Annotated in this window: 21 protein-coding genes and 1 pseudogene; all 22 read left to right on the plus strand. The window is 72.1% G+C overall.

Annotated features, from left to right (window positions below; translation table 11 throughout):
* The first annotated feature begins 28 nt into the window (after positions 1-28).
* The 22 genes and pseudogenes from alaS (at position 29) to gmk (ending at position 24,023) form a co-directional block, all read left to right on the plus strand.
* On the plus strand, positions 29-2,719 hold the full coding sequence (gene alaS, locus ACFQWG_RS04020) for an alanine--tRNA ligase (protein WP_380972341.1): 2,691 nt from the start codon (positions 29-31) through the stop codon (positions 2,717-2,719).
* Positions 2,716-3,207 carry a Holliday junction resolvase RuvX gene (gene ruvX / locus ACFQWG_RS04025; protein ID WP_380972343.1) on the plus strand — a complete coding sequence of 164 codons (492 nt, stop codon included), beginning with the start codon at positions 2,716-2,718 and terminating at the stop codon, positions 3,205-3,207. Before alaS ends, ruvX begins: the two co-directional genes overlap by 4 nt.
* On the plus strand, positions 3,207-4,505 hold the full coding sequence (gene mltG, locus ACFQWG_RS04030) for an endolytic transglycosylase MltG (RefSeq protein ID WP_380972346.1): 1,299 nt from the start codon (positions 3,207-3,209) through the stop codon (positions 4,503-4,505). The genes ruvX and mltG overlap by 1 nt, the downstream gene beginning before the upstream one ends.
* Positions 4,502-5,374 (plus strand): shikimate dehydrogenase, encoded by an 873-nt coding sequence (locus ACFQWG_RS04035; protein WP_380972348.1) that lies wholly within the window; start codon positions 4,502-4,504, stop codon positions 5,372-5,374. Before mltG ends, ACFQWG_RS04035 begins: the two co-directional genes overlap by 4 nt.
* 2 nt (positions 5,375-5,376) lie before the next feature.
* Entirely contained in the window at positions 5,377-6,084 is a 708-nt protein-coding gene (locus tag ACFQWG_RS04040) for a prepilin peptidase (protein WP_380972351.1), read from the plus strand.
* Positions 6,085-6,156: 72 nt separating this feature from the next.
* On the plus strand, positions 6,157-7,365 hold the full coding sequence (gene aroC, locus ACFQWG_RS04045) for a chorismate synthase (protein ID WP_380972353.1): 1,209 nt from the start codon (positions 6,157-6,159) through the stop codon (positions 7,363-7,365).
* Positions 7,362-8,380, plus strand: a pseudogene (locus ACFQWG_RS14280) (shikimate kinase); the annotation flags it as partial. The gene aroC and the pseudogene ACFQWG_RS14280, both read left to right, overlap by 4 nt.
* Before the next feature lie 3 nt (positions 8,381-8,383).
* Positions 8,384-8,992 carry a 3-dehydroquinate synthase family protein gene (locus ACFQWG_RS14285; RefSeq protein ID WP_449329135.1) on the plus strand — a complete coding sequence of 203 codons (609 nt, stop codon included), beginning with the start codon at positions 8,384-8,386 and terminating at the stop codon, positions 8,990-8,992.
* Positions 8,982-9,524 carry a shikimate kinase gene (locus ACFQWG_RS04055; protein WP_380972355.1) on the plus strand — a complete coding sequence of 181 codons (543 nt, stop codon included), beginning with the start codon at positions 8,982-8,984 and terminating at the stop codon, positions 9,522-9,524. The genes ACFQWG_RS14285 and ACFQWG_RS04055 overlap by 11 nt, the downstream gene beginning before the upstream one ends.
* 42 nt (positions 9,525-9,566) lie before the next feature.
* Positions 9,567-10,130, plus strand: coding sequence for an elongation factor P (gene efp, locus ACFQWG_RS04060; protein WP_380972358.1), 564 nt, complete (start codon positions 9,567-9,569; stop codon positions 10,128-10,130).
* Between the two features lie 2 nt (positions 10,131-10,132).
* On the plus strand, positions 10,133-10,819 hold the full coding sequence (nusB, locus tag ACFQWG_RS04065; RefSeq protein WP_380972360.1) for a transcription antitermination factor NusB: 687 nt from the start codon (positions 10,133-10,135) through the stop codon (positions 10,817-10,819).
* 13 nt (positions 10,820-10,832) lie between these two features.
* Positions 10,833-11,312 carry a GNAT family N-acetyltransferase gene (locus ACFQWG_RS04070; protein ID WP_380972362.1) on the plus strand — a complete coding sequence of 160 codons (480 nt, stop codon included), beginning with the start codon at positions 10,833-10,835 and terminating at the stop codon, positions 11,310-11,312.
* Between the two features lie 69 nt (positions 11,313-11,381).
* Positions 11,382-12,020 carry a TetR/AcrR family transcriptional regulator gene (locus ACFQWG_RS04075; RefSeq protein ID WP_380972364.1) on the plus strand — a complete coding sequence of 213 codons (639 nt, stop codon included), beginning with the start codon at positions 11,382-11,384 and terminating at the stop codon, positions 12,018-12,020.
* A gap of 70 nt (positions 12,021-12,090) precedes the next feature.
* Positions 12,091-14,667, plus strand: coding sequence for an MMPL family transporter (locus tag ACFQWG_RS04080; protein ID WP_380972366.1), 2,577 nt, complete (start codon positions 12,091-12,093; stop codon positions 14,665-14,667).
* Positions 14,668-14,757: 90 nt separating this feature from the next.
* Entirely contained in the window at positions 14,758-15,372 is a 615-nt protein-coding gene (gene pyrR, locus ACFQWG_RS04085; RefSeq protein ID WP_380972368.1) for a bifunctional pyr operon transcriptional regulator/uracil phosphoribosyltransferase PyrR, read from the plus strand.
* Position 15,373: 1 nt separating this feature from the next.
* Positions 15,374-16,354, plus strand: coding sequence for an aspartate carbamoyltransferase catalytic subunit (locus tag ACFQWG_RS04090; RefSeq protein ID WP_380972370.1), 981 nt, complete (start codon positions 15,374-15,376; stop codon positions 16,352-16,354).
* Positions 16,347-17,678 (plus strand): dihydroorotase, encoded by a 1,332-nt coding sequence (locus tag ACFQWG_RS04095; protein ID WP_380972372.1) that lies wholly within the window; start codon positions 16,347-16,349, stop codon positions 17,676-17,678. Before ACFQWG_RS04090 ends, ACFQWG_RS04095 begins: the two co-directional genes overlap by 8 nt.
* On the plus strand, positions 17,675-18,865 hold the full coding sequence (gene carA / locus ACFQWG_RS04100) for a glutamine-hydrolyzing carbamoyl-phosphate synthase small subunit (protein WP_380972374.1): 1,191 nt from the start codon (positions 17,675-17,677) through the stop codon (positions 18,863-18,865). The genes ACFQWG_RS04095 and carA overlap by 4 nt, the downstream gene beginning before the upstream one ends.
* Complete coding sequence (carB, locus tag ACFQWG_RS04105) at positions 18,865-22,176, plus strand: carbamoyl-phosphate synthase large subunit (protein WP_380972377.1); 3,312 nt, start codon at positions 18,865-18,867, stop codon at positions 22,174-22,176. Before carA ends, carB begins: the two co-directional genes overlap by 1 nt.
* Positions 22,169-23,059, plus strand: coding sequence for an orotidine-5'-phosphate decarboxylase (gene pyrF / locus ACFQWG_RS04110; RefSeq protein WP_380972380.1), 891 nt, complete (start codon positions 22,169-22,171; stop codon positions 23,057-23,059). The genes carB and pyrF overlap by 8 nt, the downstream gene beginning before the upstream one ends.
* A 78-nt stretch (positions 23,060-23,137) precedes the next feature.
* Positions 23,138-23,449, plus strand: coding sequence for an integration host factor, actinobacterial type (gene mihF / locus ACFQWG_RS04115; RefSeq protein WP_291496658.1), 312 nt, complete (start codon positions 23,138-23,140; stop codon positions 23,447-23,449).
* A 19-nt stretch (positions 23,450-23,468) separates the two neighbouring features.
* Complete coding sequence (gene gmk / locus ACFQWG_RS04120; RefSeq protein ID WP_380972383.1) at positions 23,469-24,023, plus strand: guanylate kinase; 555 nt, start codon at positions 23,469-23,471, stop codon at positions 24,021-24,023.
* Positions 24,024-24,057: the final 34 nt, after the last annotated feature.

Below are 24,057 nucleotides of genomic sequence, written 5' to 3' on the forward strand. Positions count from 1 at the left end.
TGACGAAGACCCACCCTGACGAGGACACATGCGCACCTCTGAGATCCGCACACGCTGGCTCGACTACTTCGCGTCGAAGGGCCACGAGATCCGGCCGTCCGTCCCGCTGATCTCCAACGACCCGTCGATCCTGTTCACGATCGCGGGGATGGTGCCCTTCATCCCCTACATCACCGGAGAGGAGCCCGCGCCGTGGCCGCGCGCGGCCTCGGTCCAGAAGTGCATCCGCACCAACGACATCGACAACGTGGGCCGCACGACGCGCCATGGCACCTTCTTCCAGATGAACGGCAACTTCTCCTTCGGCGACTACTTCAAGGAGGGCGCGATCGAGTTCGCCTGGGATCTCCTGACAGGGCCGCTCGACCAGGGACGCTACGGCCTGGACGGAGACCGGCTGTGGGTCACCCTGTGGGAGCGCGACGACGAGTCCTACGACATGTTGACCCGCGCGATCGGGATGGACCCGCGTCACATCGTGCGCCTCCCGCGTGAGGAGAACTTCTGGGACACGGGCCAGCCGGGGCCTGCGGGCCCGTGCTGCGAATGGCACTACGACCGCGGCCCTGCCTTCGGACCCGAGGCCGAGGGAGGCACGGTCGACCCGGGCGGGGACCGCTACCTGGAACTGTGGAACCTCGTCTTCGACCAGTACATGCGCGGCGAGGGAGAGGGCAAGGACTACCCGCTGCTCGGCGAGCTGGACAAGAAGTGCATCGACACCGGAGCCGGACTCGAGCGGCTCGCCTTCGTCCTGCAGGACAAGGCGAACATGTACGAGATCGACGAGGTCTTCCCGGTCATCGAGGCGGTCCAGGAGATGTCGGGGCGCCGCTACCACGCCGATGCGGAGGACGACGTACGCATGCGGGTCGTCGCCGACCACGTGCGCTCCGCGCTGATGCTCATCGGCGACGGCGTGCGCCCAGGCAATGACGGACGCGGCTACGTGCTGCGCCGGCTCGTGAGGCGCGCCATCCGCTCGATGCGCCTGCTGGGCGTCGAGGACCCGGCGCTGCCCGTGCTCCTGCCGGTCTCGCGCGACGCGATGTCCCCCTCCTACCCGGAGCTGGTGACGGGCTGGGACACCATCTCCGACGTCGCCTACGGCGAGGAAGAGGCGTTCCGGCGCACGCTGAGCGCGGGGACGACCATCCTGGACACGGCGGTGACCCACGCGAAGGAGTCCGACGGGCCGGCCGTCATCACCGGCGAGGACGCCTTCACCCTCCACGACACCTACGGGTTCCCCATCGACCTCACCCTGGAGATGGCTGCCGAGCAGGGCGTGTCCGTCGACGAGACCCGTTTCCGCGCCCTCATGGGCGAGCAGAGGGAGCGCGCCCGGGCGGATGCCCGCGCGAAGAAGACCGGTCACGCCGACGTCCGCATCTTCCACGACTTCGCGACGCGGCTCGGCGGCGGCTCCCGCTTCCTCGGCTACACCGAGGACGCCTCCGACGCCCGCATCGAGGGGATCCTGGTCGACGGCGTCGCCCAGCCGGCCGTCAGCGCCCCGGCCGAGGTCGAGGTCATCCTCAACCAGACGCCGTTCTACGCGGAGATGGGCGGCCAGCTGGCCGACCACGGGACGATCCGCACCGCCGACGGGGCGCTGGTCCGGGTCGGCGACGTCCAGGCCCCCATCAAGGGCCTCTCCGTCCATCGCGGGACCCTGGTGGAGGGCACGCTGGCTCTGGGCGAGGAGGCGGTGGCCCGGATCGACCCTGTGCGTCGCCTCGCGATCGCGCGGGCGCACACCTCCACCCACATGGTCCACAGGGCACTCCACGAGGTGGTCTCCGAGTCGGCCACGCAGGCCGGGTCCGAGAACGCCCCCTCCCGGCTCCGCTTCGACTTCCGGCACGGCTCGGCGTTGTCCCCCGACCAGGTCGACGACATCGAGGAGCTCGTCAACGAGAAGCTCTCCGAGGACCTGGCGGTCACGGACACCGTCATGCCGATCGAGGAGGCCCGCAAGACGGGCGCGATGGCGCTCTTCGGCGAGAAGTACGGCAAGGAGGTCCGCGTCGTCTCCATCGGCGGGGACTGGTCGAAGGAGTTCTGCGCGGGCACGCATGTCCCGAGCACGGGGCGCATCGGCCGAGTCGCCGTGCTGGGCGAATCCTCGATCGGCTCCGGCGTGCGCCGCATCGACGCGCTGGTCGGGGACGCGGCCTTCGGGTTCCAGGCCAAGGAGCACGCGCTGGTCTCCCAGCTGTCCGCTCTCGTGGGCGGGCGCGCGGAGGATCTGCCGGGGCGCGTGGAGTCTCTGATGACGCGGCTGCGCGACGCGGAGCGCTCCCTGGAGCGCCTGAGCCGCGAGCAGGCGCTCGCCCGCGCCGGAGAGCTGGCGGCCTCGGCCGGACGGGTCGGGGACCTGTCGGTCGTCGCGGCCTCGGCGGGCCCCGTGGCGTCGGCCGACGCGCTGCGCGCCCTGACCTTGGATGTCCGCGACCGCCTCGGAACGCAGGGCGGTGCGCGGGGAGTCGTCGTCGTCCTGGTGGGCGTGGCGTCCGGACGGCCCTGCGTCGTCGCGGCGACCGATGAGGCGGCGCGAGGCGCCGGCGCCAACGCCGGGGCGCTCGTGCGCACGGCCGCCAGGCGGCTGGGCGGCGGCGGAGGGGGGCGCGCCGATGTCGCCCAGGGCGGCGGGACGGATGCGTCCGCCGTCGACGACGCCCTGGGGGCGGTGACCCGCGAGATCGAGGCGCTGTGAGCACGGGGTCGCTGAGGCCCGGGGCCCGGCTGGGAGTCGATGTCGGATCCGTGCGCGTCGGCGTGGCGCGCACGGATCCCGAAGCGATCCTCACGATCCCGGTGGAGACGATCCACCGCTCCGACGACGGATCTGACCTGAGGCGCCTGGCGGAGATCGCCCGGCAGTTCGACGTCGTCGAGGTCGTCGTCGGGCTGCCGCGCCATCTCGGCGGCGGCGAGGGGGTCTCGGCGGGCGCCGCACGGCGTTTCGCCCGCCGGATCGCCCGGGCCCTCCCCGATGTGCGGGTGTGCCTGGTCGACGAGCGGCTAAGCTCCAACCAGGCGCACCGCCGCCTGCGCGAGTCCGGCGTCCCGGAACGTGAGCACCGGGCCATGGTGGACCAGGTGGCGGCGCAGATCATCCTCGAGCAGGCGCTCGACGACGAACGCATGGGGACGGGGATCCCCGGCCAGACCGTCGAGCCCAGGGACCGGAAGGGCACCTGATGACAGACCGCGACGCCCCCGAGTGGCCCTTCCCCTCGCGCAGGCAATTGCACGCCCACGACCCGAAGGTCTTCGCGGACGAGGACCGGCTGCCCGAGGAGGCGGAGACGCCCGCGATCCCCCTGTTCCCTGGGACCTCCGGTCCCGTCCCGCCCGCGGAGCCCGGCGAGACGACCTCCGGGCTCCGATCGCGCCGGCTCGAGCATGAGCGCGCCCGCGTGCGCCGCCGGCGGCGCAATCAGCGGATCCGCACCGGCATCATCCTCGTCGTCGTCCTCGCCCTCCTCGGCGGCGGCCTGTGGTTCGCGTGGGGGAAGGTCCGCGGCGGCGGGTCGTCACCGCAGTCCGATGACTATCCGGGTCCCGGATCGGGCTCCGTGCAGGTCACCGTCGAGTCGGGAGACGTCGGCACGGACATCGGGCAGAAGCTCGTCGACCAGGATGTCGTGAAGTCCCTGGCCGCCTTCACGCGGGCCTTCGACGCGAACAGGGCGGCGACCTCGATCAAGCCCGGGACCTACACGCTCAAGCAGCAGATGAGCGCCTCGGAGGCCGTGGCGGCGCTGCTGGACGACGCGAACCGCTCCGACAACACCGTCACCGTCATCGAGGGGCAGACCGCTGCGCAGGTCGCGGAGAAGATGGCGAGCGTCACGGACTTCTCCGCCGACGACATCGACGCCGCCATGAAGGACGCCCAGGCGATCGGCCTGCCGGAGGAGGCCGGCGGCGACGTCGAGGGATGGCTCGAGCCGGGGACCTACGAGGTCTCCTCCTCGGACACCCCGCAAAGCCTCTTCTCCCAGATGGTGTCCGCCAGGGTGGACGAGCTAGACCGGCTGGGCGTCGCCGAGGGAGACCGTCAGACGATCCTCACCAAGGCGTCGATCCTCGAGCGCGAGATGAACATCGACGAGTACCTGCCCCAGGTCGCCCGCGTCATCGACAACCGGCTGGACGACTCCGGCGGGGAGACGAAGGGCCTGCTCCAGATGGACTCCACGGTCCTCTACGGCGTCGGGAAGACGGGCGGGGTGCCCACCGACGCGGACTACCAGGACGACAACCCGTACAACACGTACCTCCATGCGGGGCTTCCGCCCACCCCGATCAGCCAGCCGTCGGAGAAGTCCCTGGAGGCCACGCTCCACCCGGCCGACGGATCCTGGCTGTACTTCGTCACGGTGGACCTCGACACGGGGGAGACCCTCTTCGCGACGACACTGGACGAGCAGGAGCAGAACAAGACGCGTTTCAACGAGTACTGCGCGTCCCACCCGGGGAAGTGCACCTCGTGAGCCGGTGGGCCGCCGTCATCGGATCGCCGGTCGCCCACTCGCTCTCGCCGGCGCTGCACCGGGCGGCGTGGGCGTCGCTGGGCCTGGGAGGCTCTCACGAGTGCGGTCCCTGGCGGTTCGACCGCATCGAGCAGACGCCGCAGACCCTTCCGGCGCTCGTCGCGGGGCTCGACGGGGACTGCCTGGGTCTGTCGGTGACGATGCCGTGCAAGCAGGCGGTGATCCCGCTGCTCGACGCCGTGGAGCCCCTGGCCGAGGCCGTGGGCGCCGTCAACACGGTGGTGCCGTCGGGGGGCCTGCTGACGGGTTTCAACACGGATGTCCACGGAATCGTCACCGCCGTGACCGAGGCGCGCGCGGCCATGCCTCCGCCGCGGTCCGCGGTGGTCCTGGGGGCGGGGGCCACGGCGTCGTCGGCGCTGGCGGCCCTCGCCCAGATGCGCGTCGACGACGTGACGATCGTCGCACGGCGGTTCTCCGGCCCGGGGTCCGCATCCGTGGCCGCGGCGAGGCTGGGGATCGCGGTCGAGCCCGTCCTGTGGTCGCACGGGGACCGGACGCGGGCTGCGATCGCCGCGGCGGACATCCTGATCTCCACGGTGCCGGCAGGCGCCGCGGACGACCTGGCCGGATCACTGGTCGGCGCGGCCGCCCCGCGCCCGGACCAGACGCTGCTCGACGTCGTCTACGCCCCCCGGGAGACCGGCCTGGTCCGGGCGTTCCAAGGCGCGGGCGCGGGCGTCGCCTGGGGGACGGAGATGCTGCTCCACCAGGCGGCACAGCAGGTTGTCCTGGAGACCGGACGCCACCCCGACGTCACGGCGATGCGCCGGGCGATGCGGGACGAACTGGCGCGGCGCGGGACCTGAGGATGCTCCTCGGCGGGGGAGGTGCGGCCGGCGCGGGGACCGCGGACGCGGTCGCGGTCTGGGTCGCCCTGGCCTGCTGGGCCGCAGTCGGGGCGTGGACGTGGTGGCGTGGCGCGGAGGTGACGGCCCGCTACCTGGGCGACGGGGGTTCCCGGCCGTTCCCCCGTCCGACGCTGACGTGGCTGGTCCTGCTGGCCGGGGCCGTGGCGATGGCGGTCAGCCATCGTGAACCCGGAGCGCCGGCGGCGACGGTCGTCGCGATGACGGGGACCATGTCGATCCTGGTCGATGCGAGGACCCATCGCCTGCCCGACGTGCTCACCCTCGTGATGGCCGGAGGCGTCCTGGCCGGTCTGGCATGCGCGTCGGCCTCCTCCGCGGGGACCGGCGGACCGGGCGCCGTTCTCCTGTCCGCTGGCGTGGGGGCGGCGATCTGGGCGGCCCCCCTGGTCCTGGGGCGTCTGGCCCGCGCGGGAATCGGCGGGGGCGATCTCAAGCTCGCGCCCGTCCTGGGCGCCTTCCTGGGCCTTGCCGGTTGGGACGCGGCGTTCGGGGGACTGGTCGTCGCCTTCGTGGCGGCGGGCGCCCGGGCGCTGGCCGCCGTCGTCCGCGGCCGGGCGGATCTGCGCACGCGCCTGGCGATGGGCCCGTGGCTGATCGGCGGGGCGCTCGCCGCGTGGACCCTCTGGACGCTTCCCGTCCCCGCCTGAGCGGATTCCGCCGGTCTCCGGCGGCGGTGAACGCGACGCCGCCGCCGCCTCGCCCTGTGGGAGACTGGGGCCATGAGATGGCTGACCGCAGGGGAGTCGCACGGTCCGGCGCTGGTGGCCACGCTGGATGGAGTGCCCTCGGGCGTGCGGATCACCACGGAGACGGTGCGGGACGCCCTCGCGCGGCGCAGGCTGGGATACGGGCGGGGCGCCCGGCAGTCCTTCGAGCGTGACGAGGTCCGCCTTCTGGGCGGGGTGCGCCACGGAGCGACCACCGGTGCGCCGATCGCCGTGGAGATCGCGAACGCCGAGTGGCCGAAGTGGGACGTCGTGATGTCTGCCGACCCCGTGCCCCCGGAGGCCCTCCTGGTCGACGCCGGCACCGGGGACGAACGCGAGGTGGCGCGCAACCGGGCGCTCACGCGCCCCCGCCCGGGGCATGCGGACCTCGCGGGCATGCTGTCCTACGACCTGGCGGAGGCCCGTCCTGTCCTCGAGCGGGCGAGTGCCCGCGAGACGGCCGCGCGTGTCGCACTGGGGGCGGTGGCGGAGGCCTATCTCCAGCAGGTCGCCGGGATCCGCCTGGTGAGCCACGTGGTCTCCGTCGGCGCCGAGCGGGCCGGCGGGGGCCACGCTCCCCGTCCGGAGGATGCCGCCGCGCTGGACGCCTCACCGGTGCGCACGCTGGATCCGCTGGCTGAACGCCGTTTCGTGGAGGCGATCGACGCCGCCCGGCGGGCCGGTGACACGATCGGGGGCGTCGCCGAGGTCATCGCCTGGGGCGTGCCCGTCGGCCTCGGCACCCATGTGCAGGCCGACCGCCGTCTGGACGCCCGGCTGGCCGGCGCCCTCATGTCGATCCAGTCGGTCAAGGGCGTCGAGGTCGGCGACGGCTTCGCCCAGGCAGCCCTTCCCGGCAGCCGCGCCCACGACGAGATCGTCCGCGGACCCGACGGGCGCCTCACCCGCACGTCGAACCACGCGGGCGGCATCGAGGGCGGCACATCCGACGGAGAGCCGATCGTCGTGCGCGCGGCCTTCAAACCGATCTCGACCGTGCCCCGCGCCCTGCGCACCGTCGACCTGGCGACCGGCGGGGACGCGACGGCACTCCACCAGCGTTCCGACACCTGCCAGGTCGTCCCGGGCGCCGTCATCGCCCAGGCGGAGGCGGCGCTCGTCCTCGCGGACGCGCTCGGCGACCACGCGGGCGGCAATTCCGTCGCCGAGGCGCGCCGCAACCTTTCCGCTTACCTCGACCGCGTGCGGGAGCGGGCATGAGCGCGGCGGCCCCCGACCCGCAGGGGGCCCTGGCCCTTCCCGTCGTCCTGGTGGGGCTTCCCGGCTCCGGGAAGTCGAAGGTCGGCCGGACGCTGGCCCGGCGGCTCGGTGTGCCCCATGTCGACACGGACGATCTCGTCGAGGCCGAGGCCGGCGTCCCGATCGGGCAGATCTTCGCCGACGAGGGCGAGGCCTCGTTCCGCGAGCGCGAGGCCCGGGCCGTCCGGCTCGCCCTCGGAGAGAGGGCCGTCATCTCCCTGGGCGGCGGGGCGATCACGACCCGAGCCGTGCGGGAGATGCTCCGCGGGCACTCCGTCGTCTGGCTGGACGCGCCCCACGGGGAACTCCTGCGCCGCGTCTCGGGTCGCACCCACCGCCCCCTCCTCCGGCCGGACCCCGACGCGGCCCTGCGCAGGCTGCGCCAGGAGCGCGAGGCGTGGTACCGGGAGGTGGCGACCGCCCGCGTGCGATCGGACGCGCGTCCCGCCGCGCGCGTCATCGGCCAGGTCCTCTCGTTGATGGAGGCCCCCGCGCGGCCCGAGGCGACGAGGGTCGTCGAGGTCGGGGGCAGCCGGCCCTATCCGGTGGTCATCGGGCGCGGAGTGGGCGCCGGCCCCGTCGTGGAGGGCGTCGGGCCGCAGGCGACCCGGCTCCTCCTCGTCCACCCGGCGTCCGTGGGAGCCGCGGCCGACGCCATCGCCGGGGCCGCCCGAGCCCGGGGCCTGGAGGTGCACACGCTGGTCCATCCCGACGCGGAGGCCGGCAAGACCCTGGAGGTCGCCCGGGCCGGGTGGGAGGCCGCCGGCGCGGCGCGCCTGGGCCGCGCCGATGCCGTCATCGGCCTCGGCGGGGGGGCGACGACGGACGTCGCCGGCTTCATCGCCGCCACGTGGCTGCGCGGCGTGGACGTCATCCAGGTGCCCACGACGCTCCTGGCGATGGTCGACGCCGCGGTGGGGGAAAGACCGGGATCAACACGGCGGCCGGCAAGAACCTGGTCGGGTCCTTCCACACGCCCGTGCGCGTCGTCGAGGACCTCGACCTGCTGTCCACCCTGCCCGCTGCCGACCTGCGGGCCGGGCTCGGCGAGGTGATCAAGTGCGGGCTCATCGCGGATCCGCGGATCCTCTCCCTCGTCGAGGACGACCCGCAGGCCGCTCAGGACCCGGCCTCGCCGCGCCTGGCGGAGCTGGTCGAGCGCTCGGTCGCGGTCAAGGCCCGGATCGTGGGCGAGGATCTCGCCGAGTCGGGGCTGCGGGAGGTCCTCAACTACGGGCACACCCTGGCCCACGCCATCGAGAAGTGCGAGGGCTTCACATGGCGGCACGGGGACGCGGTCGCCGTCGGCTGCGTCTTCGCCGCCGAGCTGGCCCGGGAGCTCGGTCTTCTGGGAGCCGATGAGGTCGGCCTCCACCGCCGGGCATTCGCCTCGGTGGGCCTGCCCACCGCCTACCCGCGGGGCGCGCGTCTGAAGGACCTGACCGAAGCCATGCTCTCCGACAAGAAGGTCCGAGGCGGGCATCTGCGTTTCGTCCTGCTCGACGGCCTCCAGCATCCCGTCGTGCGCGCGGTGGCGCCGGAGCTCCTCCGCGCCCCGGCAGAGAGGACCGGCATCGATGTCCGCTGACCCGACGACCCGGGGACCGGCCGTCGTCCTCATCGGCGTGTCCGGGGCCGGGAAGACCACCGTGGGCAGGCTGCTCGCCGACCGTCTGGGAGTCTCCCTCGTGGAGACGGACGAGCTGCTGGTCGAGCACACGCAGCTGTCGGTCGCCCAGCTGGTGGTCTCCCAGGACCCGCGCCTGCCGGGCCTCTCGCGCCGGGCGGCCCTGGAGGCGCTCGCCCCGGGGGGGCGCGGCAGCGGCGCTGTCGTGACGCTGGGCGCCTCGCTGCCGGTGGATCCGGAGGCCGGTCGCGCCCTGCGGGCGGCGCGCGCCGTCGGGGCCCGTGTCGTGGAGCTCGTGGCGGACACGGGCGAGATCGCCCGGCGCGAGGGGCTCAACGCCCCCCGTTCGGTGGCGCTGGGCGCGCCGCGCGCGATGCTCGCCCGGATGGCGCGCGAACTGCGGGAGGTCTATCGGGAGTTCGCCGATGTGTCGGTGGACACGGGCGGCGTCGCGCCGGAGGAGGTCCGCGACCGGGTTCTCGCCGCGTTGTAGACTGGCGGGCGGTCCGAAATCCCCGAGAAGAAGGCGCGCCCCGTGGCAACCACGAACGATCTCAAGAACGGCCTGGTCATGGTCATCGACGGACAGCTCTGGCAGGTCGTCGAGTTCCAGCACGTGAAGCCCGGCAAGGGCCCGGCCTTTGTGCGCACGAAGATCAAGAACATCCTCTCGGGCAAGACGGTGGACCGCACCTTCAACGCCGGCGTGAAGATCGAGACGGCGACGGTGGACCGCCGCGACATGACGTACCTGTACAACGACGGCAGCGACTACGTCTTCATGGACCAGACGACCTTCGAGCAGCTCAGCGTGCCGTCGGAGGTCGTCGGGGACACGCGGAACTTCCTGGTCGAGAACCAGGACGTCATCGTCTCCCAGAACGACGGCACGGTGCTTTTCGTCGAGCTTCCGGCGACGGTGGTCCTCACCATCGCCCACACGGAGCCCGGCCTGCAGGGCGACCGCTCCTCCGCGGGGACCAAGCCCGCGACGCTGGAGACCGGCTACGAGATCCAGGTGCCGCTGTTCCTCGAGGAGGGCACCCGCGTCAAGGTCGACACCCGCGACGGCTCCTACTCCGGACGGGCCGCGGACTGATCGTGGCGGAGCACCGAGGATTCACCTCGCGGACGAAGGCGCGCAAACGGGCGGCCGATGTCGTCTTCGAGGCTGACCAGCGCGGGATGGGACGCAACCCGCGGGTGCTGGAGGACTTGCTGCGCGAGCGGCGCGTGCTCACCGCCGCGCAGACGCCCCTGCCCGAGTACTCGATCACGCTGATCGAGGGCGTCGCCGCGAACCTTCGGCGCATCGACGGACTCATCGAGGCGCATGCCGAGGTCCCCGGACTCGACCGGATCCCGCCGGTGGACCTGGCGGTCATGCGCGTCGCGGTGTGGGAGATGCTCGACGAGGCCTCCGATGTCGCCGATGTGACGGTGATCGACCAGGCCGTCATGATCGTGAAGTCGATCTCGACCGACACGTCGCCGGGGTTCGTCAACGCTGTCCTCGACGCCGTGCGCCGCGAGATCGGCGCACCCGCCTGGTCACGGCGCCCTGCCGCCGAGAGGGAGTCCGCGCCGTCGGAGGACGCTGACGAGGACGGCCCTGCGGGCGAGTCGGTCGCGTCCGAACCAGCGGCGGACGCCGAGGACCGGACGCCCGAGCCCGCCACGGGGGCGCCCTCGTCGGACGCTCTGGAGCCGGGGGACAGACACCCGACTCTCGAGGAGCTGGGCGAGATGGACCTGACGAGTCTGGATGAGCTGCTTGACGAGTACTGAGCGACCACTGGCCATGGCCGACATCGAGCTCGACCTGGACGTGCCCTCGGGCACGCTGGCCGAGGTCGTCGAGGTTCTGCATGCCGCGTTCTTGCAGTTCGGCGATGCCGGGAAGCCGTCCGGGGCGATGCTTGAGACCGTGGAGTCCCTGGACGGCGAGCGGGCGGAGGGGACACGGATCGGCGTCGCCCGACTCGGCGGGCGGGTCGTCGCCGTGGTCAAGCACCGCCCGACGGAGGACGGCCGGCTGTACTTCTCGCGCCTGGGCGTCGCTCCCGGGCACCGCGGGCGGGGGATCGCCGGGGCGCTGGTCCACGCACTGCGCGAGGACGCGCACGCCCGGACGCTGCGCGGACTGGCCTGCAGTGTCCGCGCCGAGGAGACGGGGAACATCGCCCTGTACGAGCGCCTCGGGATGTCGGTGTGGGGGCACGGGAGGCAACGCAGCCTGACCGGTGCGGAGATCCCCGTCGTGCGGATGCGGGACGCCTGACTGGGAGGCGTTCTCTCGAAAGAGATGCACGGCGTGCATCGTTGCACACCGTGCCATATGCTGGGCGTTATGGATATCGACCGTCGCGCTGCGCTCAAGGCCCGCCACCGCGAGACGATCCTGGCTGCTGCCCATGACCTGGTCATGGAGCAGGGAGGCGACGGTTTCAACGTCGACCAGCTGGCGGAGCGCGCCGACGTGGCGCGGCGGACAGTCTTCAACCATTTCGCCTCACTGGAGGACGTGCTGGTCCAGTCCTGTCTGGAAGAGCTGTCCGGGACGGTCGACCAGGTCCGGGAGGCGGTCGTCTCAGCGACCCGGGGAACCGACCGGCGCGCCGCCTTCGAGGCGCTGGCCGTGGTCCTGACCGGCACGGATGTCCTCACACCGCTGCTGTACATCTGGCGGGCGGTCGGCGGTTTCGACGACGCCAAGGCGCGTCCCGACAGGCTGGCCGTCATCTTCTTCCGAGTCGAGGCGGACCTCACCGGCGCGCTGGCCCAACGCTTCGACCAGGTGGACCCCCTGGAGATCCGCGTGCTGGTCGGCTCCCTGGTTCAGGGGCTGGCCTCCGCCGCGATCCTGTGGGCTCAGTCCTTGTCGGGACAGGACCTGGTCAGCCAGGACCCGGCGGGCCCCGGGGCGCGGGAGCAGTGGGATGCGCTTCTCAGCGCCGTCATCGACCAGATCCGCACCGGGTACGCCTGACCCGGCCACGCGGGTCCGCCCTCGTCGATATCTGCCACTTCTGTGTCCCCCCAGCTGCAAGGAAGATGTGATGGCGAAGCTTCTCGCCCGATTGGGCCGGTTCTCGGCCCGCCGCCCCTGGACGGTGCTGCTCACCTGGCTGGTCGTCCTCGCCGCCGCGATCGGCGGATTCGCCGTGGGCCACGGGGAGCTGACGACCGCCGTGTCCATCCCGGGGACCGCGACCCAGGAGGTCGCCGACTCCCTGGCCGCCGAGTTCCCCGACGCCGCCGGGAAGTCCGGCACCGCGGTGATCCGCACCGACGACGGCTCTGCGTTCACCGACGAGCAGAAGCAGCAGATCGGTGACCTGCTCGCCGGCACCGCGGCGCTGGAGGGCGTGAAGAACGTCGTCAACCCGTTCGACGCGCAGGCCCAGCTGGATCAGCAGGCGGCCCAGGTCGCGGACGGCCAGACCCAGATCGACGCGGCGCGCACGCAGCTCCAGGACGGGCAGACCCAGTTGGACGCCGCCCGCACGCAACTCGACGCGGGGACGGCCCAACTCGACGCCGCCCAGGCGCAGATCGACGCCGGCGTCCAGCAGGCGATGAGCCAGGGCCTGGACCAGGCGAGCGCGACGGCCATGGTCGCCGACCAGCAGGCCCAGCTGGACGCCCAGCGCTCCCAGCTGGAGCAGGGGGCCGCGCAACTGGACCAGCAGCAGAAGGCCCTCGACGCGAGCCTGGATCAGCTGAGCGCCCAGGGCTCCCAACTGGAGGACGGGCAGCAACTGCTCGACCAGCTGAACGGCATGCGGACGGTGTCCGAGGACGGTTCGACCGCACTGGCCCAGATCCAGTTCGCGAGCACCGACACGGCGCTGCCCGCAGAGATCATCGACCCGGTCGTCGATCACCTGACCTCCACGCCGATCCAGGGCGTCACGGTGCTGCCGAGCTACGACGTCGCCCAGGGCATCCCCAGCCTGGGAGGCGGGGAGATGCTGGGCCTGGTCGTCGCCGCGATCGCCCTGTTCGTCATGCTCGGCACCCTGGTAGGCGTCGGATTGCCGCTGCTCAACGCCCTGCTGGGCGTCGCCGTGTCCGTCATCGGGATGCTCGCCCTGTCGGGGACCATCGAGATGCTCTCGATCACCCCGATCCTCGGGGTCATGCTGGGCCTGGCCGTCGGCATCGACTACTCGCTGTTCATCATCAACCGGCACCGCGTCCAGTTGCGCCACGGGATGGACCTGCGCGAATCGATCGCGCGGGCGAACGGGACCTCCGGCAACGCCGTGCTCTTCGCCGGGATCACCGTGTTCATCGCGCTGTTGGCGCTCAACCTCACCGGGATCCCGTTCCTGGGACTGCTGGGCACCGTCGGCGCCGTCTCGATCGCCATGGCCGTCCTGGTCGCGCTGACGGTGACGCCGGCCGCCCTGTCGCTGGTGGGACCGCGGATCCTGCGGCGCGCGGAGCGGGCGTGCCTGGCGTCGGCCGCAGGGGAGGGGACCGCTGCCGCGGGGGCGGGGACCCACCCGAGCACGCTGCCGACGACGCCGATGCCTTGGTGGCAGGCGATCGTCTCCGTCGTGGTCGGGATCGCCGTGCTGGTGGCGATGGCCCTGCCGGCCCTCCAGATGCGCCTGGGCCTGCCCGACGGGTCCTCCGAGCCGGTGGACTCCAGCGCCCATCGGGCCTTCACGGCGATCGCCGAGGAGTTCGGACCCGGCATGAACAGTCCGCTCCTGGTGACGGCCACGTTGCCGGGCGCGCTCGACCAGGAGGCCGCGGTGCATGAGGAGGCCGCGATCGGCGGACAGCTGTCTGCCCTGGCCGACGTCCAGTCCGTGGTCCCGATCGGCTTGTCGCAGGACGCGACGACGCTGGCCTTCCAGGTCGTTCCGACGGAGGGCCCTTCCGCCGAGTCGACCGAGGCCCTGGTCCACAACCTGCGGGCATTGGACGCCACCGACAGCGCCGGCGACGCCGTGACGCTCGGCGTCGCCGGATCGGCCTCCGGCAACATCGACATCTCCGAGAAGCTCTCCGACGTCCTGCCCATCTACCTCGCGGTCGTCGTCGGCCTGTCCTTCCTCATCCTGATCGTCGTGTTCCGGTCGATCCTGGTGCCGCTCACCGCCACCCTCGGATTCGTGCTGTCGATCCTGGCCGCGTTCGGCGGCGTGACGGCCGTGTTCCAGCTGGGTTGGGGGTCGTCCCTGTTCGGCGTGCACGATCCGGCTCCCGTGCTGAGCTTCCTCCCGATCATCCAGACGGGCGTCCTGTTCGGGTTGGCGATGGACTACCAGCTGTTCCTGGTCTCGGGTATGCGCGAGGCCTACGTGCAGGGATCTCCTGCACGGGTGTCGGTGCGCCGGGGCAGACGGATGGGACGGGCCGTGGTCACCTGCTCGGCGGTCATCATGATCTCCGTGTTCGCGGGCTTCATCCTCAACGACTCGCTGATGGTGAAGTCGATCGGCTTCTCCCTGTCGCTGGGCGTCCTGCTGGACGCCTTCCTGGTGCGCATGCTCATCATCCCCGGCGCCATGCACCTCATGGGCGACGCCGCCTGGTGGCTGCCGAGATGGCTGGACCGCATCCTGCCCGACCTCGACATCGAGGGTGCCTCGCTGGACCGCCGGCCGGCACGCGACTGAACCCCGCGGCCGAGCCCCGGCAGGGTGTAGCCTGGCGCGCGGAACACACCCCCTTGAAGCCCGTCCCGTGAGGCGGAGAAGGAGGTCCGCATGGACCCGTCATACCCGAACCCGGCCACGACCCCCACGAGCGACCCGCCGGGCTCAGGCCCCGACCCGCACGGCCGCGAGGTCCTGGGCGCCGATGACATCGCCCGCTCCCTCACCCGCATCGCCTTCGAGATCCTCGAGCGCAACCATGGCGGCGGCGACCTGGTGATCGCCGGGATCCCGACCCGCGGCGCCACGCTCGCCGAACGGATCGTCTCCCGGATCGAACAGGTCGGGGGCCCCCGCTGCGATCTCGCGACGATCGACACCACGATGTTCCGCGACGACCTGGCCTCCCAACCGCTGCGATCCCCGCATCCCACCCGCATTCCCGACCGGGGCATCGAGGGGCGCACCGTCGTCGTGGTCGACGACGTCCTCTACACGGGACGCACGATCAAGGCGGCGCTCGACGCGCTGTCCACGTTGGGTCGGCCCGCCGCCGTCCAGCTGGCCGTCCTGGTCGACCGCGGACACCGCGAGCTGCCGATCCGCCCGGACTATGTCGGCAAGAACCTCCCCACCTCGCATGAGGAGACGGTACGGATCCTGCTGACGGAGGACGATGGGCGCGACGCGGTCCTCATCGGCCGGCGCGCGGGCGGGAGGGCCTGACATGTCGCTCGACCACCTCATCTCGATCCGCGACCTCGACCGGCGCGAGGCGCTCCTGCTCCTCGACACGGCGGAGGCGATGGCCGCCACCCAGTCGCGCCGCGTCAAGAAGCTGCCCACCCTGCACGGGCGGACCGTCATCAACCTGTTCTTCGAGGACTCCACCCGCACGCGCCTGTCCTTCGAGGCGGCGGCGAAACGCCTGTCCGCCGACGTCATCAACTTCACGGCGAAGGGCTCCAGCGTGTCCAAGGGCGAGTCCCTCAAGGACACGGCCCTCACCCTCCAGGCGATGGGGGCGGATGCCGTCGTGATCCGCCACCAGTCCTCAGGCGCCGCCCACCGCCTCGCCCACGCGGGATGGATCCGCCTTCCGGTCCTCAACGCCGGAGACGGCACCCACCAGCACCCCACGCAGGCCCTGCTCGACGCGATGACCCTGCGCCGTCACCTCGCGGCAGAGGACGGCCCCATCGCCCCCGGCACCGACCTGGCGGGCGCGCGGGTGGTCATCGTCGGCGATATCCTCCACAGCAGGGTCGCACGCTCCGACGTCGACCTGCTCACGCTCCTCGGCGCCCAGGTGACGCTGGTCGCCCCGCCCACGCTCCTTCCGGTGGGGGTCGGGAAGTGGCCGTGCGAAGTGGACTACGACCTCGACCATGCGCTCGCCGCGCAGGAGCCGGACGCCGTCATGATGCTGCGCGTCCAGCGCGAGCGCATGAGCGCCGCAGGGGGAGGGTTCTTTCCCTCGCCCGGCGAGTACCACGCGAGCTACGGCCTCGACGTCCAGCGGTTCTCACGGCTGCCCGGCCACACCATCGTCATGCACCCCGGCCCGATGAACCGCGGGCTCGAGATCTGCGCGGAGGCGGCCGACTCGCCCCGCTCCGTCGTCGTCGAACAGGTGGCCAACGGCGTGTCGGTGCGCATGGCCGCCCTTTACCTGCTGCTCGCCCCCGAAGGAGCCTCCCGTGACTGACGCCCCCGATCTGCTCATCCGCGCCGCCGACCTCTCCGCTGCGGGACGGCCCGGGCGAGGCGACCTCCTCGTGCGCGGCGGCCGCCTGGTCGCCGTCGGAGCGGACGCCGCCGAGGAGGCCCGCGCGGGGGCGGAGGTCCTCGACGCCGACGGCCTCGTCGCCCTGCCGGGGCTCGTCGATCTGCACACCCATCTGCGCGAGCCGGGACGCGAGGACGCGGAGACGGTGTTCACCGGCACGCGGGCCGCCGCGGCCGGCGGCTACACCTGCGTCCACGCCATGGCGAACACCACGCCCGTGGTCGACACGGCCTCGGTCGTCGACCAGGTCTGGGAGCTGGGCCGGGAGGCCGGCTGGGTCGACGTCCGCCCGGTGGGCGCCGTCACCGAGGGCCTCGAGGGGCGCCACCTGTCGGCGATGGGGGCGATGGCTCGCTCGCGCGCCCGGGTCCGCGTCTTCTCCGACGACGGGCGGTGCGTGTCCGATCCCGTCGTCATGCGCCGCGCCCTCGAGTACGTCAAGGCCTTCGACGGCGTCGTCGCCCAACACGCCCAGGACCCTCTGCTCACCGACGGCGCGCAGATGAACGAGTCGGCGCTCTCCGGCGAGCTCGGCCTCGCGGGCTGGCCGGCGGTCGCCGAGGAGGCTGTCATCGCGCGCGACATCCTGCTGGCCAAGCACGTCGGCTCGCGTCTGCACATCTGCCACGTCTCGACCGCCGGCTCCGTGGACCTCATCCGCTGGGGCAAGGCGCAGGGGGTCGACGTCACCGCCGAGGTCACTCCCCACCATCTCCTGCTCACCGAGGACCTGGCCTCGACCTACGACCCGATCTACAAGGTCAACCCGCCGTTGCGCACCGCCGAGGACGTCGAGGCGGTGCGGGCGGGGCTCGCCGACGGGACGATCGACGCCGTGGCGACGGACCACGCGCCCCACCCTCTGGAGGACAAGGACTGCGAGTGGCAGGCCGGGGCGTTCGGGATGATCGGGCTCGAGACCGCCCTCTCGGTCGTCATCCGCACGATGGTGGAGCCCGGGCTCCTGGCCTGGGCGGACGTCGCGCGGGTGATGTCCACCACTCCGGCGCGCATCGGAAGGGTCGAGGGCCTGGGGCGCGGACTCACCGCGGGGGCGCCCGCCGACGTCGCGCTGGTCGATCCGGCCGCTCGCACGCCGGCGGGCGAGGCGCCCCGCTGGTCCCGGTCGTCGAACACCCCGTACGAGGGGATGGAGCTGCCGGGTAGGGTCTGGCACACGATCCATCGCGGGGAGCGCACCGTCGTCGAGGGCGCCCCCGTGCCACGGGAGGAGCGCCGGTGAGCGAGGGCCAGATTCCACAGGAGGGACGGGGACTGGCGCTGCTGGTCCTCGAGGACGGATCGGTCTTCCGCGGCAGGCAGTGGGGGGCGGCGGGGCGCACGCTCGGCGAGATCGTGTTCTCGACGGGGATGACGGGCTACCAGGAGACGCTGACGGATCCGTCCTACCACCGACAGATCGTCGTGATGACCGCGCCCCACATCGGCAACACAGGGGTCAATGACGAGGACCCGGAGTCCGCGCGCATCTGGGTGTCGGGGTTCGTCGTCCGCGATCCCGCGCGGCGCGCCTCGAACTGGCGGGCCCGGCGCGAGCTCGAGGACGACCTGCGCGACCAGGGCGTCGTCGGCATCTCCGGCGTCGACACCCGGGCGGTCACCCGGCACATCCGCTCACACGGCGCGATGCGCGCCGGCATCTTCTCCGGCGACGCCCTGCCCGCCGGCGCCGAGCACCTGACCTCCCAGGTCCGAGACACGCTGGTGGCCGTCGTCGCCGCACAGCCCGGTATGGCAGGCGCCGCGCTGGCGGCCGAGGTGAGCACGGACCGCGCCTACGTGGTGGCACCCGCGGAGGACGTCACGGACCCCGTGCGCGTGGTGGCCGTGGACCTCGGGATCAAGGCCCGCACGCCCGAGCAGCTGGCCGCCCGCGGCGCCGAGGTCCACGTCGTGCCCGCCGACGCGACCTTCGCCGAGATCCGGGCCCTGGGACCCGACGGCGTGTTCTTCTCCAACGGGCCCGGGGACCCGGCCACGGCGGAGGAGGAGATCGACCTGCTCCGGGCGGTGCTCGACAGCGGGATCCCCTTCTTCGGGATCTGCTTCGGCCACCAGCTGTTCGGTCGGGCTCTGGGGTTCGGCACCTACAAGCTGGAGTTCGGCCACCGCGGCGTCAACCAGCCGGTGCGCGATCTGCGCACGGGCCGCGTCGAGATCACGGCGCACAACCACGGTTTCGCCGTCGACGCGCCGGTCGGGCGCCCCGTCGAGGCGCCCTTCGAGGAGGGGCGTTACGGGCGCGTCGAGGTCTCCCACGTCGACCTCAACGACGGCGTGGTCGAGGGGCTGCGCGCCCTCGACATCCCGGCCTTCTCCGTCCAATACCACCCTGAGGCCGCAGCCGGCCCGCACGACGGCGAACACCTGTTCGACCGCTTCGTCGAGATGATGAAGGAGAACCGCTGATGCCCCGGCGCGCCGACCTGAAGTCCGTCCTGGTCATCGGCTCCGGCCCCATCGTCATCGGCCAGGCCTGCGAGTTCGACTACTCGGGCACCCAGGCGTGCCGGGTCCTCCGGGAGGAGGGCCTGCGCGTCGTCCTCGTGAACTCGAACCCCGCGACGATCATGACCGACCCGGAGGTCGCCGACGCCACCTACGTCGAGCCGATCACCCCCGAGGTCGTCACCTCGATCATCGAGAAGGAACGCCCCGACGCGCTGCTGCCGACCCTTGGCGGCCAGACGGCGCTCAACACCGCGATCGCCCTGTCCGAGGCGGGCGTCCTCGACCGTTTCGACGTCGAGCTGATCGGCGCCTCGGTCGACGCGATCCGGGCGGGAGAGGACCGCGAGGAGTTCAAGGAGATCGTCGAGGCCTGCGGGGCCGAGGTCGCCCGCTCGCACATCGCCCGCTCATTGGAGGAATGCCACGAGGCGGCGGCGGACCTCGGCTACCCGCTGGTGGTGCGGCCCTCGTTCACCATGGGCGGGCTCGGGTCGGGCATCGCCTACACGCGTGAGGACCTGGACCGCATCGCCGGCCAGGGGCTCGCGGCCTCGATCACCACCGAAGTGCTCCTCGAGGAGTCGATCATCGGCTGGAAGGAGTACGAGCTCGAGCTCATGAGGGACCGCGCGGACAATGTGGTGGTCGTCTGCTCGATCGAGAACCTCGACCCGGTCGGCGTCCACACGGGCGACTCGATCACGGTCGCCCCGGCGCTCACCCTCACCGACCGCGAACTCCAGCGGCTGCGCGACATCGGGATCGCCGTCATCCGCGCCGTCGGCGTGGACACCGGCGGATGCAACATCCAGTTCGCCGTCCATCCGGGCACCGGTCGCGTCATCGTCATCGAGATGAATCCGCGCGTGTCGCGGTCCTCGGCCCTGGCCTCGAAGGCGACCGGGTTCCCCATCGCGAAGATCGCGGCGCGCCTGGCCACTGGGTACACGCTCGACGAGATCCCCAACGACATCACGGGGTCCACGCCGGCGTCCTTCGAGCCGACCCTCGACTACGTCGTGGTGAAGGTCCCGCGATTCACCTTCGAGAAGTTCCCCGAGGCGGACCCGCGGCTGACGACCTCGATGAAGGCCGTCGGGGAGGCCATGGCGATCGGCCGCTGCTTCACCGAGGCGCTCCAGAAGGCCTTGCGGTCCATCGACAAGGAAGGCGTCCAGTTCCACTGGGACGGGGAGCCGCCGGACGCGGCGCGGACCCGGGCGCTGGTCGCCGCCTCGGCCACGCCGACCGAGGGACGCCTGGTCCAGGTCCAGCAGGCGATCCGCGGGGGCGCGACGCTGGAGGAGATCCACGCCGCCACCGCCATCGATCCCTGGTTCCTCGACCAACTGTTCCTCCTGGACGAGGTCGCGACCCGGCTCCGCTGCGCGCCGGCGCTCACCCGGGAGGCGCTGGTGGAGGCCAAACGCCACGGATTCTCCGACCGGCAGATCGCCCGGATGCGCCATCTCTCCGAGGCGACGGTGCGCGAGGTGCGCCGAGCCTTCGGCGTCCATCCCGTCTACAAGACGGTCGACACCTGCGCCGCGGAGTTCGAGGCCCGCACTCCGTACCACTATTCGAGCTACGACCAGGAGACCGAGATCGCCCCGCGCGAGCGGCCCGCCGTCATCATCCTGGGGGCGGGCCCCAACCGCATCGGGCAGGGCATCGAGTTCGACTACTCGTGCGTGCACGCCTCGATGGCCCTTCATGGGCGGGTCGAGACCGTCATGGTCAACTGCAACCCGGAGACGGTGTCCACCGATTACGACATCTCGGACCGCCTCTACTTCGAGCCCCTGACCCTGGAGGACGTCCTCGAGGTCTATGAGGCCGAGTGCGCGGCGGGCCCGGTGTCGGGCGTCCTCGTCCAACTCGGCGGGCAGACGCCGCTGTCGCTGGCCGCTGGGCTGGAGGAGGCGGGCGTGCCGATCCTGGGAACCAGCCCCCATTCCATCGCGCTGGCGGAGGACCGGGAGGCCTTCGGCGAGGTCCTGGCCCGGGCCGGGCTCCCCGCCCCGGCCCACGGTGTCGCCCACGTCCCCGGCCAGGCCGGGGCGGTCGCGGAGGAGGCCGGGTACCCCGTGCTGGTGCGCCCCTCGTTCGTCCTGGGCGGGCGCGGGATGGAGATCGTCAACGATCCCGCGGGCCTGGCGGACTACCTGGACCGTCCCGACATCGACCAGCTCTTCGCCCGCGGGCCGCTGCTCGTCGACCATTTCCTGGACGACGCCGTGGAGATCGACGTCGACGCCCTCTACGACGGACAGGACCTGTTCATGGGCGCGGTGATGGAGCACATCGAGGAGGCGGGCGTCCACTCCGGGGACTCGGCGTGCGTCCTGCCGCCGATGACGCTCTCGGAGCGGGAGGTCCACCGGATCACGGAGTCGACACGCGCGATCGCCTCCGGCGTGGGCGTCAGGGGCCTCCTCAACATCCAGTTCGCCTTGATGTCGGACACGCTCTACGTCATCGAGGCGAATCCGCGGGCCTCCCGCACGGTGCCCTTCGCCTCCAAGGCGACGGGGGTGCCGCTGGCCCGGGCGGCGGCGCTCATCCAGGTGGGGGAGACGGTCTCCTCCCTGCGCGCCCAGGGTGTGCTCCCCCAGACGGACGCCTCCGTGATCCCGGCGGACGGGCCCATCGCGGTGAAGGAGGCCGTGCTGCCGTTCAAGCGGTTCCGTCGCGCCGACGGCTCGGTGGTCGACACGATCCTGGGGCCGGAGATGCGCTCCACCGGGGAGGTCATGGGCATCGACTGGACCTTCCCCGCCGCGTTCGCGAAGTCCCAGACGGCCGCGTTCGCTGATCTGCCCCAGGAGGGGACCGTGTTCGTGTCCATCGCCGACTCCGACAAGCGCGCGATCGTCTTCCCCGTGGTGCGTCTGCGGGAGCTGGGATTCCAGATCATGGCGACGTCGGGGACGGCGTCGGTGCTGCGCCGCAACGGGATCGAGGCGCAGGTGGTGCGCAAGTCCTCGGAGGGTCCGGGCCCCCACGGGGAGCCGACGGTCGTCGACCTCATCAACCAGGGGTTCGTCGACATCATCGTCAACACGCCGCAGCGTTCCTCCCACCGTCATGACGGGTTCCAGATCCGCACGGCCGCCACGTCCAACGACCGGACGATCATCACCACCCTCCAGGCCTTCAACGCGGCGGTCCAGGCCATCGACGTGCGGCTGCACGGCCCGTACCGGGTGCGTTCCCTCCAGGAGTGGGATGCGGACCGGGACGTCTTGGGGGAGGCGGCTCGTGGGTGACGAGGGCGGCGCTGCCATCCGGGCGGGCGGCTTCGGGGACCGGCTCGCCGGTGCGATGTCCGAGTTCGGGCCGTTGTGCGTGGGCGTCGACCCGCACGCCTCCCTGCTGCGGGCCTGGGGGCTGGAGGACGACGTCGAGGGCCTGCGCCGGTTCTCGTTGACGGTGGTCGAGGCGCTGGCCGGCCGGGTGGCGGCGCTCAAACCGCAGGCCGCGTTCTTCGAACGCCACGGCTCCGCGGGCGTGGCCGTCCTCGAGGAGGTCATCGCCGGGTGCCGTGGCACCGGGACGCAGTGCGTCGTCGACGCCAAACGCGGGGATATCGGCTCGACGATGGCCGGCTATGCGGACGCCTACCTGGGGGAGGGATCCCCGCTGGCGGGGGATGCCGTCACGCTCTCGCCGTACCTGGGCCTGGGATCGCTCCTGCCGGCCCTCGACGCGGCGCGGGAGTCGGGGCGCGGTGTGTTCGTCCTGGCGCTGACCTCCAATCCGGAGGGGGCCTCGGTCCAGGGGGCGGCAGGCCCCGACGGGAGCACGGTGGCGGCGGGCGTCGTCGGCGGGGTGGAGCAATGGAACCGTGGATGTGATTTCTCTCACATCGCACCTGGCGGAGTCGTCGTCGGCGCCACCGTGGGAGATGCCGCCCGGCGCTTCGGCGTCCCGCTCGCCGACTTCCACGGCCCCATCCTCGCCCCCGGCTTCGGCGCTCAGGGCGCTGGATCTGAGCAGGTCAGAGCCGTTTTCAAGGGAGCGCTGGACCGTGTGCTCCCATCGTCGTCGCGAGCGGTCCTGGCCCAAGGGCCTGGTGTCGCCGGGCTGCGCCGGGCCGCCGGCCAGGCCTGTGACCAGCTCCAACCCATCCTGACCGGCACAAATCACTGACCGAGACGGACGCGGGGGAGCGGCCGGGATGTCATGCTGTCTGTGTCAGTAGTCACATCAGTCAAGGGGTGATTCACCATGGCTCTTCCCGATCTGACGCCCGAGCAGCGTGCCGCGGCGCTTGAGAAGGCAACGGTGGCGCGCAGGCGGCGCGCCGAGGTGAAGGCCGCGTTGAAGTCGCGGTCCATGTCTCTGTCGGAGGCGCTGGCGCTCGCCGACACGGACGAGGCGATCGCCAAGATGAAGGTCCAGGCGCTCCTGGAGTCCCTGCCGCGCGTGGGGGCCAACACGGCCGCGCACCTCATGGAGGAGGTGCGGATCGCCCCCTCCCGCAGGGTGCGGGGACTGGGGCCGGTCCAGCGCGAGGAGCTCGTCCGCCGTTTCGGATGAGCGTGGCAGAATCGGGGGCATGACTGCCGCCCGCCTCACCGTCCTCGCAGGTCCCAGCGCTGTCGGCAAGGGGACCGTTGTCAGCGTCTTGCGTCGCCGGCATCCCGAGGTCGTGGTCTCCGTCTCGGCCACGACCCGGGATCCGCGTCCGGGAGAGATCCCCGGCACGACGTACTTCTACGTGAGCGAGGGCCGTTTCGACGAGCTCGTGCGCGAGGGACGCATGCTCGAGTGGAACCGGTACGGGGACCACCGCTACGGGACGCCTCGCGAGCCGGTCGAGGAGGCGCTCGCCCAGGGCCGGCCGGTCGTCCTTGAGATCGACGTCAACGGCGCACGGCAGGTGCGCGACGCCATACCCGACGCCCTCCTGGTCTTCCTTGTCCCGCCGTCGTGGGAGGAGCTCAGGCGGCGTCTGGCCGGCCGTGGCACCGAGACCGACGAGGAGCGCGAGGAACGGTTGCGCATCGCGCGTGAGGAGATGGGCGCCCGGGCGGAGTTCGATCGCATTGTGACGAACTCCGATGTCGAGGAGGCCGCCACGGAACTCGCCCGGTGCATGGGCCTGGAGTAGACTGCCCACGCCCTCCGGTTCACGGATGGGCGTC

The organism is Schaalia naturae (assembly GCF_042665795.1).
Taxonomy (GTDB): domain Bacteria; phylum Actinomycetota; class Actinomycetes; order Actinomycetales; family Actinomycetaceae; genus Pauljensenia; species Pauljensenia naturae.

Bases quoted from the DNA above. Each gene is read 5' to 3' on its own strand.
- mltG (WP_380972346.1), top strand. From the start codon at position 3,207: ATGACAGACCGCGACGCCCCCGAGTGGCCCTTCCCCTCGCGCAGGCAA.
- ACFQWG_RS04055 (WP_380972355.1), top strand. From the start codon at position 8,982: ATGTCCGCTGACCCGACGACCCGGGGACCGGCCGTCGTCCTCATCGGC.
- gmk (WP_380972383.1), top strand. From the start codon at position 23,469: ATGACTGCCGCCCGCCTCACCGTCCTCGCAGGTCCCAGCGCTGTCGGC.
- aroC (WP_380972353.1), top strand. From the start codon at position 6,157: ATGAGATGGCTGACCGCAGGGGAGTCGCACGGTCCGGCGCTGGTGGCC.
- pyrR (WP_380972368.1), top strand. From the start codon at position 14,758: ATGGACCCGTCATACCCGAACCCGGCCACGACCCCCACGAGCGACCCG.
- ACFQWG_RS04040 (WP_380972351.1), top strand. From the start codon at position 5,377: ATGCTCCTCGGCGGGGGAGGTGCGGCCGGCGCGGGGACCGCGGACGCG.
- ACFQWG_RS04090 (WP_380972370.1), top strand. From the start codon at position 15,374: ATGTCGCTCGACCACCTCATCTCGATCCGCGACCTCGACCGGCGCGAG.
- mihF (WP_291496658.1), top strand. From the start codon at position 23,138: ATGGCTCTTCCCGATCTGACGCCCGAGCAGCGTGCCGCGGCGCTTGAG.
- carB (WP_380972377.1), top strand. From the start codon at position 18,865: ATGCCCCGGCGCGCCGACCTGAAGTCCGTCCTGGTCATCGGCTCCGGC.
- ACFQWG_RS04075 (WP_380972364.1), top strand. From the start codon at position 11,382: ATGGATATCGACCGTCGCGCTGCGCTCAAGGCCCGCCACCGCGAGACG.
- alaS (WP_380972341.1), top strand. From the start codon at position 29: ATGCGCACCTCTGAGATCCGCACACGCTGGCTCGACTACTTCGCGTCG.
- ACFQWG_RS04080 (WP_380972366.1), top strand. From the start codon at position 12,091: ATGGCGAAGCTTCTCGCCCGATTGGGCCGGTTCTCGGCCCGCCGCCCC.
- ACFQWG_RS04070 (WP_380972362.1), top strand. From the start codon at position 10,833: ATGGCCGACATCGAGCTCGACCTGGACGTGCCCTCGGGCACGCTGGCC.